The sequence below is a fragment of the Porphyromonas sp. COT-052 OH4946 genome, from assembly GCF_000765965.1.
GTDB classification, from domain to species: Bacteria; Bacteroidota; Bacteroidia; order Bacteroidales; family Porphyromonadaceae; genus Porphyromonas; species Porphyromonas gulae.
Genome location: NZ_JQZY01000015.1, coordinates 105,969 through 124,778 on the forward strand (window position 1 = coordinate 105,969; position 18,810 = coordinate 124,778).

The 18,810-nt window shown below is 49.5% G+C and carries 14 protein-coding genes, 1 tRNA gene and 1 pseudogene; 7 read left to right on the forward strand and 9 right to left on the reverse strand.

Annotated features, from left to right (window positions below; translation table 11 throughout):
- Positions 1-632: 632 nt before the first annotated feature.
- Genes HQ50_RS06995 through HQ50_RS07005 form a run of 3 tightly spaced genes read right to left on the reverse strand, consistent with a single transcriptional unit; the run spans position 633 to position 4,732 of the window.
- Positions 633-1,298 (reverse strand): peptidylprolyl isomerase, encoded by a 666-nt coding sequence (locus tag HQ50_RS06995; protein ID WP_039429291.1) that lies wholly within the window; start codon positions 1,296-1,298, stop codon positions 633-635.
- A gap of 40 nt (positions 1,299-1,338) precedes the next feature.
- On the reverse strand, positions 1,339-3,210 hold the full coding sequence (locus HQ50_RS07000) for an ABC-F family ATP-binding cassette domain-containing protein (protein WP_039429292.1): 1,872 nt from the start codon (positions 3,208-3,210) through the stop codon (positions 1,339-1,341).
- 22 nt (positions 3,211-3,232) lie between these two features.
- On the reverse strand, positions 3,233-4,732 hold the full coding sequence (locus HQ50_RS07005) for a transporter substrate-binding domain-containing protein (protein ID WP_235317952.1): 1,500 nt from the start codon (positions 4,730-4,732) through the stop codon (positions 3,233-3,235).
- 241 nt (positions 4,733-4,973) lie between these two features.
- On the opposite strand from HQ50_RS07005, the gene HQ50_RS07010 reads away from it, so the two are divergent.
- The 4 genes from HQ50_RS07010 (at position 4,974) to HQ50_RS07025 (ending at position 9,133) form a co-directional block, all read left to right on the forward strand.
- Complete coding sequence (locus HQ50_RS07010) at positions 4,974-6,368, forward strand: sigma-54 dependent transcriptional regulator (protein WP_039429295.1); 1,395 nt, start codon at positions 4,974-4,976, stop codon at positions 6,366-6,368.
- A gap of 25 nt (positions 6,369-6,393) precedes the next feature.
- A complete protein-coding gene (locus tag HQ50_RS07015) occupies positions 6,394-7,731 on the forward strand; it encodes a PAS domain-containing sensor histidine kinase (RefSeq protein WP_039429298.1) in 1,338 nt (445 codons plus the stop codon).
- Positions 7,732-7,883: 152 nt separating this feature from the next.
- Positions 7,884-8,282, forward strand: a complete 399-nt coding sequence (locus tag HQ50_RS07020; protein ID WP_039429299.1) for a VOC family protein — start codon at positions 7,884-7,886, stop codon at positions 8,280-8,282.
- Between the two features lie 86 nt (positions 8,283-8,368).
- Complete coding sequence (locus HQ50_RS07025) at positions 8,369-9,133, forward strand: RNA methyltransferase (RefSeq protein WP_039429341.1); 765 nt, start codon at positions 8,369-8,371, stop codon at positions 9,131-9,133.
- A gap of 723 nt (positions 9,134-9,856) precedes the next feature.
- Here HQ50_RS07025 and HQ50_RS07030 read toward each other — a convergent pair.
- Positions 9,857-11,047, reverse strand: a pseudogene (locus tag HQ50_RS07030) (deoxyguanosinetriphosphate triphosphohydrolase family protein); the annotation flags it as partial.
- A 473-nt stretch (positions 11,048-11,520) separates the two neighbouring features.
- On the opposite strand from HQ50_RS07030, the gene alaS reads away from it, so the two are divergent.
- The 3 genes from alaS to HQ50_RS07045 all read left to right on the forward strand — a co-directional run bounded on the left by alaS (position 11,521) and on the right by HQ50_RS07045 (position 15,337).
- Entirely contained in the window at positions 11,521-14,151 is a 2,631-nt protein-coding gene (gene alaS / locus HQ50_RS07035) for an alanine--tRNA ligase (protein WP_039429303.1), read from the forward strand.
- 14 nt (positions 14,152-14,165) lie between these two features.
- Positions 14,166-15,227 carry a 3-dehydroquinate synthase gene (gene aroB, locus HQ50_RS07040; protein WP_039429304.1) on the forward strand — a complete coding sequence of 354 codons (1,062 nt, stop codon included), beginning with the start codon at positions 14,166-14,168 and terminating at the stop codon, positions 15,225-15,227.
- A 35-nt stretch (positions 15,228-15,262) separates the two neighbouring features.
- A tRNA-Pro gene (locus HQ50_RS07045) sits at positions 15,263-15,337 on the forward strand.
- 235 nt (positions 15,338-15,572) lie between these two features.
- On the opposite strand, the gene HQ50_RS07050 is transcribed toward HQ50_RS07045, so the two are convergent.
- From HQ50_RS07050 to HQ50_RS07065, 5 genes are all read right to left on the reverse strand, one after another.
- Positions 15,573-15,929, reverse strand: a complete 357-nt coding sequence (locus tag HQ50_RS07050; protein WP_039420158.1) for a hypothetical protein — start codon at positions 15,927-15,929, stop codon at positions 15,573-15,575.
- Positions 15,930-15,938: 9 nt separating this feature from the next.
- Entirely contained in the window at positions 15,939-16,241 is a 303-nt protein-coding gene (locus tag HQ50_RS11385) for a hypothetical protein (protein WP_152566901.1), read from the reverse strand.
- 535 nt (positions 16,242-16,776) lie between these two features.
- Positions 16,777-17,187, reverse strand: coding sequence for a type II toxin-antitoxin system HicB family antitoxin (locus tag HQ50_RS07055; RefSeq protein WP_039420156.1), 411 nt, complete (start codon positions 17,185-17,187; stop codon positions 16,777-16,779).
- Between the two features lie 319 nt (positions 17,188-17,506).
- Positions 17,507-17,905 carry a hypothetical protein gene (locus HQ50_RS11855; protein WP_039429306.1) on the reverse strand — a complete coding sequence of 133 codons (399 nt, stop codon included), beginning with the start codon at positions 17,903-17,905 and terminating at the stop codon, positions 17,507-17,509.
- 463 nt (positions 17,906-18,368) lie between these two features.
- Positions 18,369-18,779 (reverse strand): hypothetical protein, encoded by a 411-nt coding sequence (locus HQ50_RS07065; protein WP_039429307.1) that lies wholly within the window; start codon positions 18,777-18,779, stop codon positions 18,369-18,371.
- Between the last annotated feature and the right edge of the window lie 31 nt (positions 18,780-18,810).

Here is an 18,810-nt window from a genome sequence, read left to right on the forward strand (position 1 = left end):
CACAGTGAGAAAAGAGGATTAGGGGTGCTTTGGGCAAAAGGGGGAATGTTCGACGGGGAATCTGCATTGCATGGCCGAAAAAGGTCGCCGCAAGCTGCGGGACGACATCTTTGACCCGAAAAAGCTTCTCGCAAGTTGCGGCGGCCTTTTTCAGTGCGAATTTGTCGTTCCGCAACTTGCGGCGAGGTTTTTTCGTTCGGAAATGCTTTCCCGCAATTTGCGGAAGCGAATTTCGTGCCCGATTTGCAGGTTTGCACGCCGGACAAACTGCACTGTGGAGTCGAAAAAGGTTGCTCCAACTTGGAGGAAGGCATTTCGGTGCGGATTTGTCTTCCTCCAAGTTGGAGCGGTGAATTTCGTGTCTGATTTGCAGGTTTGCACGCCGGACAAACTGCATTGCGGAGCCGAAATGCAGATTTCCCGACGAACAATTGCATTTTCCTGACCCAAATGGTCTGTCGTGTAACTTTTGGAACAGTTGGAGGTTTGGGCAGTGGGCTTTCTTGCGATTTTTTCAGTCCCAACGGCATGATCTCTCTACCGATCGGTACACTGAACGTAGAGAGAAAAGAAGGGGGGAGCCGGCACGTGGTCGGCTCCCCCTCTTCGTCTGTACGGGTTTGGCAGTGGGCTTAGTCCAGCAGCGTCATATCGAGGATTACGACGTCTTTCAGGGGACGATTGCGCTCGTCCGTATGCTGGCGTTCGATCTTGGAGAGGGTCTTCTCGCCTTCGATCAGTTGGCCGAAGACGGTGTAGTCGCCATCGAGATGGGGTGCGCCGCCTTGGAGCATATAGGCTTTCTTCTGCTCTTCCGAAAAGGTGCATTTCTTCTCCTCTGCCATGCGTTCGAGGTCGAAGTCGGTGAAGAATCGCCCCGTAACGATGTAGAATTGGGTGGCCGATGAGCGTTTTTCGGGATTGACGTCGTCGCCTTGTCGCGCCGCGCAGAGTGCACCTCGTCGGTGGAAGTGTTTGGACGGATCGATCTCCGCCGGCAGGGTACGCGTCGTGGTATCGTTGCCGAGGTCTTCGAGTGGCTTGGCGTTTTTGCTCAGGAGGTTGCCCGACTGTACCATGAACTGGTCGATGACACGGTGGAAGAGCACGCCGCGGTAAGCTCCACTGCGGACGAGGGTGATGAAGTTGTCGCGATGGATCGGCGTCTCGTTGAAAAGCTCTACCGTCATTTTGCCCCGCGATGTTTCGATCAGGACGCGGCGGCGTACTTCGCCGGTTTGTGCCGCAGCCGCACAGCAGGCCACGAATACAAGTAAGATAAATAAGGTTCGTTTCATATCGTTATCGTTGATGTTTTATACTGTATGCCGTCTCTGTTCAGATGTCGCTCAGCTCCAGCCAGCGCATCCCCTTGCTGTCGATCTCTTCGATCAGGGCGGCGATGCGGTCGCCGGCGGTGAGGAGTTCGTCCGTGGACATCGTGCCGCTGCTCATGCGGGATTCCAGTTCGGCTTTCTCCTTTTCCAGTTTTGGCAGTTCGGCTTCGAGCTGTTCCAGCTCTTGCTTCTCCTTGAAAGTCAGCTTCCGCGGACGCTCGGCAGTGTCGGTTCGGGGCTTTCCATTTTCCGCCTTGCGTGTCGTGGAGGAAGATTCGACGGCCTGTCTTTCGGCCTCTTCCTGCTGCTTGTATTCGCGATACTGCGTGTAGTTGCCGGGGAAATCCTTCACGATGCCGTTCCCTTCGAACGTAAAGAGGTGATTCACCACCTTGTCCATGAAGAAGCGGTCGTGCGAGACGACGAGCACGCATCCTTTGAATTCGCTCAGGTAGTTCTCCAGTACGTTCAGCGTGAGGATGTCGAGGTCGTTCGTAGGTTCGTCGAGAATCAGGAAATTGGGGTTCTTCATCAGTACGGTACAGAGGTAGAGCCTGCGTTGTTCGCCACCGCTCAACTTGTGAATCGGCGTATATTGCTTTTCGGGCGGAAAAAGAAACTGCGTCAGCAAGGCCGATGCCGACAGGATGGTACCGTCCTTTTCGTTCCGAATCACTTCGGCGATGTCCTGCACGGCTTCGATGACGCGTTTATTTTCGTCGAACTGCATACCCTTCTGACTGTAGTAGCCGAAGCAAACCGTCTCCCCTACATCGAAATACCCTGAGTCCGGCTCTTCTTCGCCGAGCAGCAGCCGGAGGAAAGTGGTCTTGCCCACGCCGTTGGGCCCTACGATGCCCACCTTGTCGTATCGGCTGAAAGTGTAGTCGAAGTCGCTCAGGATAATGCGTTCGCCGAAAGCTTTACAGACTTTGTGAGCTTCGAATATCTTATTGCCTATGTATCTGCCCTGCTCCGAGAGGTGGAGCGTTTCGTCCCGGTGGCGAGGCTGGGCTTTTTCCTTGAGTTCGTAGAAGGCATCGATGCGGCTCTTCGCTTTCGTACCCCGTGCCTGCGGTCTGCGATGCATCCATTCCGCTTCGCGGCGCAGGAGGTTGGCAGCACGGCTCGTTTCGCGTTCGGCAGCTTCCAGCCGCTCTTCCCGTTTGTTCAGGTAGTATTCGTAGTTGCCCTTGTAGGCATACAGCTGTTTGTTGTCCAGCTCCAGTATGCGGTTGCATACGCGATCCAGAAAGTAGCGGTCATGGGTGACCAGAAGCAGTCCGATCTGCTGATGCGAGAGGTAGCCCTCCAGCCATTCGATCACATCCAGATCGAGATGATTGGTCGGTTCGTCCAGAAACAGCAGTTCCGGATTGCCGATGAGCGTGCCTGCCAGAGCGATGCGCTTAAGCTCCCCACCGGAGAGATTGTCCGTGGCACGATGCAGATCGTTCAGATGCAGACGAGTAAGGATTTCCCGTGCGCGCTGCTCGTACTCCCATGCACCGAGGGCATCCATTTCGGGGAGCAACTCCTCCATGCGTTTGCCATCGCCCCGAGCCGAAGCCTCCTCCCATCGCGCTATCAGGGAGGTCATCTCATCGTTGTGTCCGAAGCAGGTCTCCAGTACGGTACTGCCCGGAAGTACTTGGGGGAGCTGCGGCAGGTATGCGCGGCGGATACCGTTTTGGTAAATCACTTCTCCGGAGTCGGGTGAGTCGATTCCCGTGAGGATATTCATCAGGGTCGTTTTCCCGTTGCCGTTGCGTGCGATAAGTCCGACCTTTTCGCCCCGTTCGATACTGAAAGAGAGGTCTTCGAAGAGAACCAAATCGCCGAAGCTTTTGGTCAAGTGCTGTGCTTGAAACATGCTGTTTTTAGGTGCAGTAGTGTCAATCCTTCTGTTTGTATGCGTGATAACGAGCCATTACGCTGCGTACGTAGTTGATCGTTTCCGTACCTCGCAGATAGCCGGAGCGACAGACAGGATCGTTATAGTAGTTAGGATCCTTCTTGAGGCGGATGTATGCTTCCACGTTATTGTCCCATACGTTGGGGTTGCCCCCGTACTTCGCTGCCAAACGCCTTGCATCCGCCACGTGACCCGAACCGGCATTGTAGGCAGCGAGCGTAAACTTGAGCCTTTCTTCCGGATCCGTCACATCGGGAAATTCGTTCTTGAACGCCAACAGGCATCGGATGGAGACGCGCACCGAAACTTCCGGATCCAAAAGCTCCTGTTTGTCGGCCCCGAAGCGCCGGCCTGTCCTCGGCATGATGCCCATCAGTCCTCTGGCACCCGACCAACCTACGATACCGGCATTGAAGCGCGATTCGTGGTAGGCGATGGATGCGAGCAGATGCCAGGACCAGCCGAGCCGAAGCTCCTCGGCATAGTGCTTGAAAATGGTATCGTACTGTGATATACTCCCTTTTGTCAGCTTGATGCGAGGTCGGGGGGCGGACTGCTCCTCTTCGATCTCATCGTTGCTCTTGCTCATCTCGAAGTATCGCTTCTGTATGGCTCGGTACGATTCCTTGTCGGGGATGGACTCTCCCCACCGATTCACCCATCGTGCCAGACAATGATTGTCCTTGCGGACGATCCATTGCAACCTCTGGCCAAAGCCTACTCTCATGCTGATGTCTATATTGCGGTAGTAGGTTCGTGCCAGTCGTGCCAACTGTTCATCGGCAAAGGTGTAGTCTATTTCCCCTTTGGCTACCTGCGTGATCAGATCCTCCGTCGTGAGCGTATCTCCACTGAGGATCAGCGAATCGATACCTCCTCCCACTTCTTCATTCAGGTGCCGGAGCCGATCGGCATAGCGAGTATGTGCCATGACCGTGACGGGCTTGCCAATAAGGTCTGTTACGTTCGTTATGCGCGGATTGCCGTCGGTGCGCTGTACCAATACTTGTCCCGATATTTCTTCGGGGCCGACGAAGAGATACTTCTGCTTACCCTTGAAGGTCGCGGCCTGAGGCGTAATTGCCATATCGACCAGACCGGTATCGACTGCAGCATAGAGTGCCTCATCATTGGGCACTACCTCTACGACTAGAGTCAAGCCCAGAGAGTCGGCAAGGAGCTTCGCCAGTTCGTACTCGTAGCCCATTTCTTCATCTTTGTACACGAAGTAGGTGGTCGATGACGAGAGTGTAGCTACGCGCAGTGTATCCGCAGAGCGCAGCCCCGACACGACAGAAGAGTCGCATGGAATGCTATCGGCTTTCCCCCCTTCGGACACACGGCCTCGGCAACTCTGCAACAAGACACCCACAAGGATGGAGGCGGCAAGACCGAGCAGACATAGGAGCTGTCTGCCAAGATAACTTTTCGATATGGGCATAACGATGATAAATACCGTATTGAAGAGATACACAGGCATCTCTTTGACGAACGAAGATAACGACTTTCCGATAAAACAGTTGCCGAAGCACATGGATGCACAGGGTACACATTCCACAGATAAGCAATACAAGTTCCAGGCAAAGGCGACATCTGCATCTAGAGAGGAACGGAAGAGCACCATATCAGTGGAGTTCGATGCAGGAAAGAACTGTTTTCCCGATCGAGTTCTTTAGCAAAGAAGGCCATGCTTCGATGCCAATTTGTACTTTTACCGTGTAATGGAAAAACTGATCGATATTTTGGTCGTGGACGATGATGTGGCTGTCTGTGCCGCACTGCGTCTGGTGCTCAAGCGAGCCGGCTATAATCCCGTCTTAGCTAACAGCCCGGACGAAGCTTTGTCCATAGTGCGGAATCCTGATGGCGGCCGTGAGCCGGCTGTGATCCTGATGGACATGAATTTCTCCCTTTCGACCTCCGGCAGGGAGGGATTGGAGCTGCTGGAGAAGATGCGGATATTCACTTCCTGCCCGGTCATACTGATGACGGCTTGGGCTTCGATTCCACTGGCTGTGGAGGGAATGAGGCTTGGGGCTTTCGACTTCATCGGCAAGCCATGGGACAACGATCGACTCCTTCGTGCCATAGATACAGCCTTGCATCTGGCTGCTCCCTCAGCTATGGCGGATCCATCGGAACAGTCTAACAGAGATACAGCCCGTCAGCCGAAAACGGTGATCAAGGGGAATGACCCCTGTGCTCATATCATAGGCCGGAGCGATGCCATCTGTAGGATCAAAGAACAGATACGCCGCATAGCTCCCACGCATGCCTCTGTGCTGATCACGGGCGAGAGTGGTACGGGCAAAGAATTGATAGCCGAGGCCTTGCACCGTGGGAGCAAACGTGCCTCAGCTCCATTCGTCAAGGTCAATTTGGGTGGGATTCCCGATAGTTTGTTCGAAAGCGAGCTGTTCGGACATAAGAAAGGAGCTTTTACCAATGCTTTTTCCGACAGAAAAGGACGGTTCGAGCTGGCCGATGGCGGCACTATCTTTCTGGACGAAATAGGCGAACTGCCTGTCGGTAACCAAGTGAAGCTGCTGAGAGTGTTACAGGAACAAACATTCGAGCCGCTGGGCGAGAGCGTCTCCCACCGAGTGGACGTCCGTGTGGTATCGGCTACGAATGCTTCCTTGGAGCAGATGGTAGCCGAGGGACGTTTCCGAGAGGATCTCTATTATCGAATCAACCTGATACATCTGCATCTGCCTCCGCTGCGCGAGCGTCAGGAGGATATACCACTGCTGGTGGAAGCCTTCAGCAATGCTTTTGCCCAATCGGGCGGATTGTCCCCTGTCTGTTGGAGTGCAGAAGCTATACGACGTATCTGCGCCATGCCCCTGCCGGGCAATGTGCGCGAATTGAAAAACGTAGTGGAGCGTACACTATTGCTCTCGGGAGCGAGAGAAATCAGTGCCCGGGATGTGGCTGACTTCGGTCTGCAGGCAACAGCAACAGACTGCTCCGACGAACGGGCTTTGACCGACATGGAAAAGGCTGCCATCCGAGAGACGCTGACTAAATACAACGGCAACGTCAGTCGTGCTGCACGAGCCTTGGGTTTGAGTCGGGCAGCTCTCTACCGGCGAATGGAGAAATACGGACTATGATGGCGTGTAAAACAGAATCGGCACGATGAAACGATTGGGCAGAATATCCCTACGCGTTTTGCTCCTGACAGGAGTATCGCTCACCTTGATGCTCATAGCGATGACTCTCCTATACCCTCCGGTGGAGAGGAGTGGGCTATTCATCATACTGGCCATAGAGGTCGCTCTCCTCTTCTTTCTCGGTTTTCTATATAATAAGGTGGTATTGCCGATACGAGCCGTAGGCGATGGAATGGATATGCTCCGTTCGCAGGACTATGCCACTACCCTTGCTCCTGTCGGTCAGCCGGATGCAGACCGGGTGGTAGAGCTTTACAATGCGCTGATGCACAGCCTCAAGAGGGAAAGACTTAGACTGGAGGAACGAGACAATTTCCTTTCGCTCGTGATGGATGTTTCGCCCGTGGGTTTCGTCGTTTTGGATTTCGACATGCGAGTTGTGTCCGTCAATCCTGCCGCTCGCAGACTGTTGGACTTGCCCGATGATTATATCCCTATCAAAAGACCATTGGAGGAAGTATGTGCAAAGATCCCTTTCCATCCGGACGAGCTGGGCGAAGGAGAGTCCCGTACATGGCGATTGCCTACGGCCGAGGTGAGGCGGATTACGCGGATGAGATTCTACGATCGATCGTTCAGCCGTCTCTTTTTCAGTATCGAAACTCTGACCGAGGAGTTGCGTTCGGCCGAGAAAGAAGCCTATGAAAAACTGATCAGGCTGATAGCCCATGAGGTCAATAACAGCACTGCCGGTATAATCGGTGTGCTGAATGCCGTGGGGGATGCTTTCGACGACACGCCTCATACACCCGAAGGGGAAGTATCAGAGGCCATTGCACTCTGCCGCGATCGGTGTATGGCCATGAGTCGCTTTATCACACGATTTGCCGAAGTGGTCAAGCTACCCGATCCTACCCTATCTTCCGTAGACTTGGTATCTCTATGCGAGCGGTGCATGCTGCTGATGCAGCCTTTAGCTGCCGAAATGGGTGTGGAAATGAAGATGTGCAAAGAGCAAAATTCCTGCTTTGTCCATTGCGATTCCGAGCAGATAGAGCAAGTAGTGATCAATCTGCTACGCAATGCGGTAGAGAGCTTTGCAGGGTATGAAAATATGGCAGCCTCGGAGGCAAAGACGGTTCTGCTCTGTCTGGATGGTCACAATCTGCTCGTAGAGGATAACGGACAGCCTATCAGCGATGACGTCGCCGCCCGTCTCTTTACACCATTCTTCAGCACCAAGCCGAATGGTCAGGGGATAGGCTTGGTCGTTATTCGCGAAGTACTGACCCGCCACGGCTGGTCCTTCTCCTTGACCACCGATGCCGACGGCCGCACTCGTTTCCGTATGGCGTGGCCATGATGCGATTTACCTCTTTTGTTCGCTGATAGCCCTTTCCAACAGGGCTATTATTTGGGAGGATGGAATGTTTTTGTCACCTTAGCACGTCCGTTTTCCTGATTTCTTCTTCTTTCAGGGACGATTCGGACAAGTATTCAATATGATTTTTAGGCATGGACAATCAAAAAAGACCTTTTACAACGCGTTTCGATCATTATAACTACAACGTCCTCGACCTCGAGCGTAGTCTGGCCTTCTACGACCGCGCTTTCGGTTTTCGTGAGGTGAAGCGTAAAGAAGCGGCCGATGGCTCGTTCATCCTCGTTTATCTGGGCGATGAGAGCGGACATTTTCTTTTGGAACTGACTTGGCTCAGGGACAGGAAAGAGCCTTACAATCTGGGAGAGAATGAGGTGCATCTCTGTGTCCGGACTACGGGCGACTACGATGCCGTACGCGAATATCACCGCGCCATGGGCTGTATCTGCTATGAGAATGAGCAGATGGGACTCTACTTCGTGAACGATCCGGATGGCTATTGGATCGAGGTGCTGCCGGAGAATCGGGATTGAAGCTTCGCTGCTGTCGGATCTCTCGATGCTGCCCACTCCGAACAGCTTTTCATGTGCCGATTCTTGAGGATTAGATGAATTTCATCATGCTTTCTACCAATCAGATAAAATTCTTGCGAAGCCTGCGCGAACGAAAATACCGTTTGCGAGAGCAGGCTTTCGCAGTGGAAGGGCCTAAGCTCGTCGGCGAGATGCTGCCTTTCTATCGCTGTCGTATGCTGGTCGGCACGGCTGCCATGCTAAGAGCCGTAAGCGTACCGCATGATGTCGAAGCGGTGGAGCTACCCGAATCTTTCGACTTCAAGCGCATCAGTACGCAGACCACTCCGCAGCCACTAATGGCTGTATTCGATCTGCCTGCAGAGCCGGAGCCGGCAGTGGAAGGGCTGACGCTGCTCTTGGATGGGGTGCAAGATCCGGGCAATGTGGGGACTATCCTACGAACAGCCGACTGGTTCGGTATCCGTCATGTGTGGCTGGGGGCAGGTTCTGCCGACGTCTTTTCTCCGAAGGTCGTACAGGCCTCTATGGGAGCATTGGCACGAGTACAGCCGACACCCCTAAAGAATACGGTCGATACACTGGCTTCTTTTCGTCGGCAGGGAGTACCCGTTTACGGAGCTTTTCTGGATGGACAAAGCCTGTACGAAGCCACCTTACCGAACTTCACCGAGCCTGCCATACTCATCTTGGGCAGTGAGGGGCGCGGTATCAGTCCCGAAGTTGCGGCAGAGATCACCGACAGACTTACGATACCGGCTTTCGGTTCATTGGTCGAGGGGCATACCGAATCGCTCAATGTAGCTATTGCCACAGCTATTTTGTGCTCCGAATGGAGACGTCGCAGCTGAGAAAAACAGCCCCCTTTTCGATAGTTTCCCAAAAGTTTTTGTAAAAGGTAAAAGGAGGAATTGTTTTCGGGTATCCAATACCGATCTACGATTCATCCGAGTTCGGCTTTTTTCTTACATTTGTCGGCGAAGAAAATCCTTCTTCAGGCTGTAAATACCTATCAATAAACGACTAAATGATAATAGACATGTACTCCGACTTCATCCACTCCATACCCTCTGTGGCCTATTGTACCACTCCTATACAGCTTATCTCACTCCGAAGTCGGATAAAAAACATCTACGTCTATGGCTAATCAGCAGGAATAGCTCCCTTTGCTCATCCTCCGAACTAATAAGGCACCCGTCGAATTCTTCTGCGAATTTGACGGGTGCCTTTGTTTTATTATCTCTCCAAACAGTCTTTTCTGCCCTACGATTTATATATAAACTGCTTACAATCTATATATAAACTAAAAACGATTTATATACAAATTGAAAACGATCTATATATAAATCGAAAATGGTTTATATACAAATCGTTTTCCAATCTCACAGAAAGCAGGTTTTCAAGTAAAATTGTCTACTTTCTTATCTTTTTCTCCTTGATTCCTACCTCCCAAAAGCTGCTTATTTAGAATGGTTCCAAACTCGCCTTCGTTGTTGAAAAGTTTTTTGGCGCGTATTTTTCATTAGCAAATTTTCTTCAAATTTATAAGCTACAGAATATTTATTACATTCATTTCATTTGTTATTTATAGGTATTTTATCAAATTTCACCCCAAAATATTTTTTGTATTCAGAAATGGCAAAAGTATCCATCATGCCTGCAAGGTAATCAATGGTATTTCGTGCCCATATTTTGTCATCGTCCTTATCAGGGCGATAGTCAGGAGGAAATAGCATTCCATTTTTGTTTACACTTTTATCAGAATACAGTTCATATAGAGATTGTAAAACTATTTCTCCTCGCCTTTCATACAAAGCAATATCAGAGTCTCTGGTTACACACTCAAAAATTAGAGTCCTCAACTTTTCAGACAAATTCTTATATTTATCTAAAGACAATTCACAGTCCCCTTTTTTTGTTCCATGCTTTTTAGCGTCTTCTTCTGAAATCTCAGAAAGAGTAATGTCTTCAATGAACTTATGTGTTAAGAGAGAGGTCATTTTTTTCCTGAAAACCTGTGAGTACTCTCGTATAGTTTCATAGGATTTTGACTTCATTGCATATTCACGTGCCTCAAGGACAAACTCTTTGTTAAAGATATTATATATTTCATCATCATCAATATTCAACTTGTAGAGTAATTCATCAATATTAAAGTATCTCAACGACAATGCGTCTTCTAAATCGTGAACTGCATAAGCTATTTCATCTGCGAGATCTATTATCTGAACATCTAAAGTTCTTATATTATTTAATCCATTTTGATTTCTTATTTTTTCTAAAAAATCAAAATCCTCTCTATACATAAACTTCTTACTATTTATACCTTCATCAATTATATATTTATTAATTGCCAAAAGAGTTCTGTATGTTAAGTTCAAGCCTTTAAAGTCCGGACCTTTTTTCTCCAAAAGTCGCAATACCCTAAAATTTTGAGCATTGCCTTCAAATCTGAGATTGAGATCAGACTCTTTTGCTATGGTATCCAACACTCGCTCCCCTTTATGTCCAAATGCAGGATGCCCAATATCATGAGCTAAAGCAGCAGCCTGCAACAGATACATATCTGAATTATCATATATGACCTGATTATTTAGAGACTTATTTATTTCATTAGCAATCGAACATGCGATCTGACTTACTTCAAGGCTATGAGTCAATCTGTTTCTAAAAAAAGCAGTAGATTCAACTCCAAGTATTTGCATCTTCCCTTGTAGCCTTCTAAATGAAGATGAATAAAGAATTCTCGCGTAATCACGTTGAAAATCATCCCTCTCAGGAAGATCTTTTTCCTCCTTTTCTCTTGTTGTTAAATCTTCTTTTTTTGGATCGAAACCTGTTCTTTAATTTTCTCAATTTGACACTCTTTAAATCTCATAAATCCAAGTTGCTTTAATTCTACAAAACATTATATTTTCAAAAAACTCAATAGACATTTTCCTGATCTAACAAAGATCATTATATGTTATCAAAACATCTTCAGTCGAAAATTCGATTAGAAATGATGTTTTATCTAATTATCCAATCGTAAAATTCGGCTTTCTTATCATTACAAAAATAATGAATAATCAGTATACACGTCAAAAAAACTTCACATTTCACGAATTTGAGTCCTCAAATATCGAACACATTTGCAAAAACATCCGTTTCGCTCTTTCTGTTATCCTTCTGTGAGGAAAGAAATTCGTATTTTTGTCCTCATTATCAAAGAATAACAACCTACTACGTGCAATCGAATATGCTCACGTCAAAAGAAATCAGAGAGTCGTTCAAGACTTTTTTTGCCTCAAAAGGTCATAAAATCGTTCCCTCTGCCCCCATGGTGATCAAAGGCGACCCTACGCTCATGTTCACCAATGCCGGCATGAATCAGTTCAAAGACATCATACTCGGAAATACCGAGGCTAAATACACTCGTGTAGCAGACTCGCAGAAGTGTCTGCGTGTAAGCGGCAAGCACAACGACCTCGAAGAGGTAGGCCATGACACCTACCATCATACCATGTTCGAGATGCTCGGCAACTGGTCGTTCGGCGATTACTTCAAGAAAGAAGCCATCGAATGGGCTTGGGAATACTTGGTGACGGTATTGGGTCTGGATCCTCAGCGTCTCTATGCTACCGTATTCGAAGGCAGCCCCGAAGAAGGCCTTGACCGCGATGATGAGGCAGCATCTTACTGGGCACAATTTCTGCCCGAAGAGCGAATCATCAACGGTAACAAGCACGACAACTTCTGGGAAATGGGCGATACCGGCCCCTGCGGTCCCTGCTCGGAAATACATATCGACCTGCGTTCGGACGAAGAGCGTACCCAAATAAACGGTTTGGAGCTGATCAATAAGAGCCATCCACAGGTCATCGAGATATGGAACCTCGTCTTCATGCAATACAATCGGAAAGCCGATTCTTCCCTGACGCCTCTGCCACACAAGGTGATCGATACGGGCATGGGATTCGAGCGTCTGTGTATGGCCTTGCAAGGCAAGACTTCCAATTACGATACGGATGTCTTCCAACCCCTTATCCATGCTTTGGCTACGATGACGGGGATCGGATACGGAGAGGATTCCGCCTCGGATATAGCCATGCGCGTAGTGGCCGACCACATCCGGACTATCGCCTTTGCCATCACGGACGGCCAATTGCCCTCCAATGCCAAAGCCGGCTATGTCATTCGCCGTATCCTGCGCCGTGCGGTTCGCTACGGCTACACCTTCCTGCACTGCCGCGAAGCGTTCATGTACCGATTGCTGCCGACACTGATCGATACGATGGGCGATGCTTATCCCGAATTGCAAGCACAGCGCGAACTGATCAGCCGCGTGATCAAAGAAGAGGAAGAGAGCTTCCTGCGTACACTGGAAACGGGTATCCGCCTGCTGGAGAAAAAAATAGCCGACAATAAGGCTGCCGGCTCCGCCGTATTGGACGGTGCCGCTGCCTTCGAATTGTACGATACGTTCGGATTCCCCCTCGACCTCACAGCCCTGATCCTATCGGAAAATGGAATGACGGTGGACGAATCAGGCTTCGACACGGAGATGCAGAAGCAAAAAGAGCGTGCCCGTAATGCCGCTGCCGTAGAAGCCGGCGACTGGGTAGTGCTGCGTGAGGGTGAATCCAAATTCTCAGGATACGACTTCACCGAAACGGAAACAGAGATCCTGCGCTACCGTCAGGTGAAGCAGAAAAACAAGGAATACTTTCAGGTGGTACTCTCGGACACTCCTTTCTATGCGGAGATGGGTGGACAGGTAGGCGACAGCGGTCAGCTGATCGACGAGTCGGGTGTAGCCTATGATGTATTCGACACGAAACGCGAAAACAACCTCTCGGTACACCTGATGAAGAAATTGCCCGAAAGCACGACGGATACTTTCGTGGCACGGATCAATCAGGACAAACGCCGCCAGGCAGAGGCCAACCATACGGCTACGCACTTGCTGCACGAAGCTCTGCGCGAAGTCCTCGGAACGCATGTGGAGCAGAAGGGTTCGTTCGTCAGTCCGGAGGTGCTTCGTTTCGACTTCTCCCACTTCGGCAAGATGTCTCCGGAGGAGATCCGAAAGGTGGAAGAATTGGTATCCGAGCGGATACGTGCCGACTTCCAACGGGAAGAGTTTCGCGATGTGCCGATTGCCGAAGCACAGGCTATGGGAGTCATGGCCCTCTTCGGAGAGAAGTATGGCGAAGAAGTGCGTGTACTCAAATATGGCTCTTCCGTAGAGTTGTGCGGAGGTACGCACATTCCCTCTACCGGCATGATCGGGACATTCCGTATCGTTACGGAAAGTTCGATAGCATCGGGAGTTCGTCGAATTGAAGCCGTAACGGGCATCGGTGCCGAACGTTTCATATACGAGAAAGAAGATATTCTGCTGGCTGTAAAGGAGCTGTTCAACAACAATCCGAACCTGATCAAGTCCATCAAGAAAATGCTCGAAGAGGATGCAAGTCTGAAAAAACAGATAGCGGACATGAAGCACGAACGCATGCTGAAGTTCAAAAAGTCGCTTCTCGAGCAGGACGTTCGTCGCCGTGGCATCCGTCTTTTCCTCTTTCAGGAGATCATGGAGGCAGAGACGGCCAAGGATATAGCTTTCCAGATAGCCGGCGAACTGCAAGAGAGCTTCGTCCTCATAGCAGGAACGACCGAAGGTGGCGAAAAATGCGCACTGACAGTGATGCTCTCGAAAGACCTCACAGAGGGAGGAATGAATGCAGCCAAACTGGTGCGAACTGCCGCCAAGCACATACAGGGCGGTGGTGGCGGACAGCCTCACTTTGCTACGGCGGGCGGCAAGAGTCCCAAAGGACTGCCTGCTGCCATTCAGCAGATACTGACCGAAGCGGAGCTAACGGACTGATCCCCTTGTAGCCTGTGGTCATCATCGGAACAGATATTATCGGTCATAAGCTGGTACCTGCACTGTCGGGTATGGCTTACGACCGATTGTTCGTTTTGTGCGACGAGGCAGTGGCAACGCTGCATGCAGAGCGAATTGCCCCGATCAGAGCACTAACGGCCACGAATGATTGGTATTTGCTCTCCGGAGGGGAAACGATCAAACAGTGGGAAAACAGCCTGCCCCTATGGCGATGGCTGAGCGAAAGAGGAGCTTCGCGCCACTCTCTACTATTGAATATAGGAGGCGGTACCATTACGGACTTGGGCGGCTTCATCGCTTCGGTCTATAAGCGAGGTATCCGAACGGTAAACCTCAGCACAACGCTGATGGGGATGGTAGATGCTTCGGTCGGAGGGAAGACAGGCATAGACTTCGAAGGCGTCAAAAATGAAATAGGCACTTTCCATCTGCCGGAAGCAGTCTTCTGCGACTGTGCTTTCCTCTCTACCCTACCCGACCGTGAACTGCTGTCGGGATATGCAGAATTGATAAAGCATGCTCTTCTCATGGGAGCGAATGAGTGGAAGGGAGTCATATCTTTCGATCCGTTCGGTAATAATATGAAGGCATGGGAAGAGATCGTTCGGCATAGCGTAGCTTTCAAGGAGTCGATAGTAAATCGGGACTTGCACGAATCCGGGCTTAGAAGCATACTCAATCTGGGACATACCATCGGGCATGCGGTAGAGAGCTTTTCCTATAGCCTACCGGGAAATGTAGGCCTCTCGCATGGCCATGCAGTCATGATCGGCCTTATCTGCGAACTCTATTATTCGGTGGTGGCACATGGTTTCCCTCGGGAAATCCTCTACTCGCTGGTCTCATGGTCCAAAGAATACTACTCACCCTTCTTTTTCACCTGTAAGCAATATCCGGCTCTGACCGCTTTTTGCATGAAGGATAAGAAGAATCTGGAAGGCAAAATCAGGCTCATTCCCCTCAAAGGGATAGGCTTACCGGCAGAACCATGTGAGATAACGGAGAAAATGTTGCACGAATGTTTCGATTTTTATCGCGAAACTCTTGGAGGGTAAATAAAAAAACCTACCTTTGCAACGCAATAAGCAAGCGGGGTGTAGCTCAGCCCGGTTAGAGTACGCGTCTGGGGGGCGTGTGGTCGCTGGTTCGAATCCAGTCACCCCGACTGGGAAACGGGTAACTGCAAATAAGCCAAGCAGTTACCCGTTGTCGCCTCAAAAAGGCGGGACAGATACGGGACAGTCCTGTATCGATCGAGAGCAGCCGAGGTCGCAAAATTTTTTTTGACGACACATGGCAAACAATATCAACATATGTATTGCTGATATGGCGCGAAAGTCCACAAAAAAGCCCCCATCCTAAAAGGACAAGGGCGACAGCAATAAGTCTGTAAACAGCTGTCAGAATAGGGCTGCCACGATGCTTAAGAGCAGGAGGAGAGCCTTCCAGCATATGAGCAACAGGGGTATCGCTATAAACAACCAAAGCGGATGAAGGAATAGCAACCAAAAGAAACTCAAGCCGAAAAACGACAACAACAAAACCCCCAACACAAGATTCTCCGGCGGGAAGCCGAGCCGATTCGGCAGCATTTTACGAACAGCAGCTGCTATGATGCCGGAAACTGCAGCATACCCCAGAACAAACCAAAAAGCCTTGGAGAGCTCTGGGACATCCAGCACGTACGTCAGTGCTACTATCGTTGCAAAGAGGTAGAGCAGGCCAGCCAAGAACTGGCGAAGTGTCATATCCCACATATATAAGTTTTATGGTTTGTTGATTACAGATAAGTCCTCTCTGATCCGCTCAGGCGTACGAGCGGTGAACTCAAGCCTGAGAGTCGGAATAACATTGCGATAGAATACGTCCCCAACCACGCGGTTGTAGAGCGGAGCGCGACCGGATAAGCGATAGGCCGCTCCCTTGGCATATTTGATGTTGAGGAAGCGGGTATAGTCCAGCGTACGAAGCCATAGCGTTCGCCGGGCTTCTCCACCGCAAGCGGCACACTTGCGAAGTGACTTTGCATATAATCCGTGCCTCCGCCATAGTTGCGAGTGACAGCGCACTCCGGCATCTTACTGATGCAATGGAACCCGCTACCGACTGTGCTATGTATGAACTCGCGCTTTATCATGTCGTTAGTGACATACAGCGAATGTACTATTTTTCCTCCATCATCCATCTGAAAGTCAGACTGTACGTACCATAGTTTCCGGATTCAGAGGGTTTGATTTCGTCTTGGAAGGAGATATAGGAGCCATCATTGCCCATACACTACACCAGTCGGCACGTAACTCGCGGAGGCTGTTCCGTCAATTTTCGTGACATTAACGTTGAAGCTTAAGGAAAAGCCTCGGCCGTCCGGAACAGAAGCAAGCATATCTTCGAGGCAATCTCTTACGATCTTCTTGCTATCCTGTCCTCAAGAAAGAAAAAGGAATTTGTTTGTCGTTCTCATTCCGCATCTCCTTCCTGCATCAAAGATACGATGCCCACATCCATCCGTGCGTAATTCCCGCTGATGCGGACAGTCATTTCTTCGTCGTAGAGATTGATCAAATCGACATCGTAGCCCGACAAGTCCTCTATATTCTCGTCTCTCTATACCAGATGTACCTTCCGCAGATCTTCGCTTAAGCGGTGCAACGACTCCTCAATCTTGCGAGTAGTCGTTTCCGAAGGATGACGATGCCCGGAAAGATAGTGTCCGAGCTGACGCTGATTGATACCGGTCAGTCGCGACAATCCAGCAAGCGTAAAAATACCGCTGAAATAAGACAATATGCTCGGCACATCATGATGATACTCAAACTCAATCGAATTCAACAACTCAAGATCGGCTCCGCTCACTTCTTCTTTCATATCGTCGAAAGAAAGCTTGAAGTCCTGAATGGCTTCTTCGGCCGAGGCTCCTTCCCCAAAAAAACCAACGGGAAGATCATCCTTGAAATAGACTCCGTAACTTCCGTCTGCACCTCTCTCTATAAAGGCTTTTATCACTCTCCTTTTCATAACCTAAAAATATCATTAAACAAACTATATTAACGCGGAGGACGGGAGGGGAGAGCTTAAAGCTCTGCCCCCGAATCCCGCTTGATACTTGCAAGCACCCTGCCTTTACTTCCTGACTCCGATGGTTGCTTAGTCGAAAGGACTTATTGGTTATCGGACTATGCCAGATCGGGTGACCATTTTTGGAGTCACGCACGAAGTAACACCCAGACGCCTTTAATCTCTTCTCCAATTCTGAATACCTCATATAAATGTTTATTCATTTCACACCACAAAGCCAGTAAAAATACTATCATATACATGCTTTATGCGTTTTTTGTCAGGTCAAGCTGACCGCGGACAATTCGGTCCCGATTTCGCGCAAGGCTTTTTCAATCTTGCCCATTTGCTCCTTGCTAATATACTGTCCACGCTTGTACTGCCTCATGAGCGAAGGATTGATCCCTATTCGCTTAGCCAGCGCAGATACATTGATGAAGGAGTAGTAGTCGAATAAGGAGCCCAAGTCATACCTATACTCCCACTTGAAATCCTGCAACTCTTCGGGCAGACTTACCGATGCGTAAGACTCAATAACCTCTTGCACAGAAGTCTCGAAATCTGACATGGCTTCTACCACAGTGTCGCCTGTACCCATGATCGTGAAATCCTTGAGATCAGGTGTGAAGATGAAGAATGTTCCCTCACTATTTCTTTCTACCAAAGCTGTTGTTATCATAATCAATTCTATTTTAATTTATCCCAATATGAGGCAGATAGGAGCTATCTGCTTTTAGTTTATTAAACGTGCTGGTCGCGATTTCCTGTTTGCCATGTCTGCCTATCTGTTCTCAGGATGATGATATATTATCGTGATTGGCTCCTGAGCGATGGAGTACCCCCCTTCTCGGCTATCCGCTTGGGCCATTCCATTTCATACAAGAATATCATTAGATTACGTCACAAACATATAGCATATTTGTTACACACATAACTTTTGTATAAAAAGGCGGAGAGAAGTATGGGGCAATTTTCCAAAATCAAGAGCAACTCATGTCGTCAAACCTTTGACCACACTAACAAAATCACCTCATAAATAGCTGTAGGATTGGGCATCGGCAGGGATGCCTACCTACCCTTTATGAATATGCCCTTACTGAAAAAATTTGGCAAAGTGGATATAAATGACCGGAGTCACACGCTCAGGAAAACAGCCAAAGAATCGGCTTGATCACGAATTTGCCAAGAAGTAGCACAAGCAGAATGCCCAACACGACAAAAAGGGAGTGCTCTTCCATCGTGGCTACTCGCACGATAGACAAAACGACAGCGGACGAAAAGAAAGTAAGCAAAGCCTGACGAACCGGAGAAACAACCGAATCCGCGGCAAAGATGCGAGACACAAGATATACAACGATAGCGAAAGCAAAAGACAGCCAAAAGACAAACAGTCCCGAAAAGACTCCAAAACCACCCTCTTCGCCGGCGACCCAATCCAAACCCTTGAGGATAAAAAAAACGACAAGGATCAAAGCAACCAAAAGTATCAAAGCGAGCTTGCCGGCCAATACAGCTTCCGCTCTTTTGTTCTTCCCCCTGAAACCTCTTCTCATGAGAATAAGCGATTTACAAAAAGTGTACGTT

Coding starts and splice junctions, on each gene's coding strand:
- HQ50_RS06995 (WP_039429291.1), bottom strand. CDS start 1,298: ATGAAACGAACCTTATTTATCTTACTTGTATTCGTGGCCTGCTGTGCG.
- HQ50_RS07000 (WP_039429292.1), bottom strand. CDS start 3,210: ATGTTTCAAGCACAGCACTTGACCAAAAGCTTCGGCGATTTGGTTCTC.
- HQ50_RS07005 (WP_235317952.1), bottom strand. CDS start 4,732: ATGCCTGTGTATCTCTTCAATACGGTATTTATCATCGTTATGCCCATA.
- HQ50_RS07010 (WP_039429295.1), top strand. CDS start 4,974: ATGGAAAAACTGATCGATATTTTGGTCGTGGACGATGATGTGGCTGTC.
- HQ50_RS07015 (WP_039429298.1), top strand. CDS start 6,394: ATGAAACGATTGGGCAGAATATCCCTACGCGTTTTGCTCCTGACAGGA.
- HQ50_RS07020 (WP_039429299.1), top strand. CDS start 7,884: ATGGACAATCAAAAAAGACCTTTTACAACGCGTTTCGATCATTATAAC.
- HQ50_RS07025 (WP_039429341.1), top strand. CDS start 8,369: ATGCTTTCTACCAATCAGATAAAATTCTTGCGAAGCCTGCGCGAACGA.
- alaS (WP_039429303.1), top strand. CDS start 11,521: ATGCTCACGTCAAAAGAAATCAGAGAGTCGTTCAAGACTTTTTTTGCC.
- HQ50_RS07050 (WP_039420158.1), bottom strand. CDS start 15,929: ATGTGGGATATGACACTTCGCCAGTTCTTGGCTGGCCTGCTCTACCTC.
- HQ50_RS07055 (WP_039420156.1), bottom strand. CDS start 17,187: ATGAAAAGGAGAGTGATAAAAGCCTTTATAGAGAGAGGTGCAGACGGA.
- HQ50_RS11855 (WP_039429306.1), bottom strand. CDS start 17,905: ATGATAACAACAGCTTTGGTAGAAAGAAATAGTGAGGGAACATTCTTC.
- HQ50_RS07065 (WP_039429307.1), bottom strand. CDS start 18,779: ATGAGAAGAGGTTTCAGGGGGAAGAACAAAAGAGCGGAAGCTGTATTG.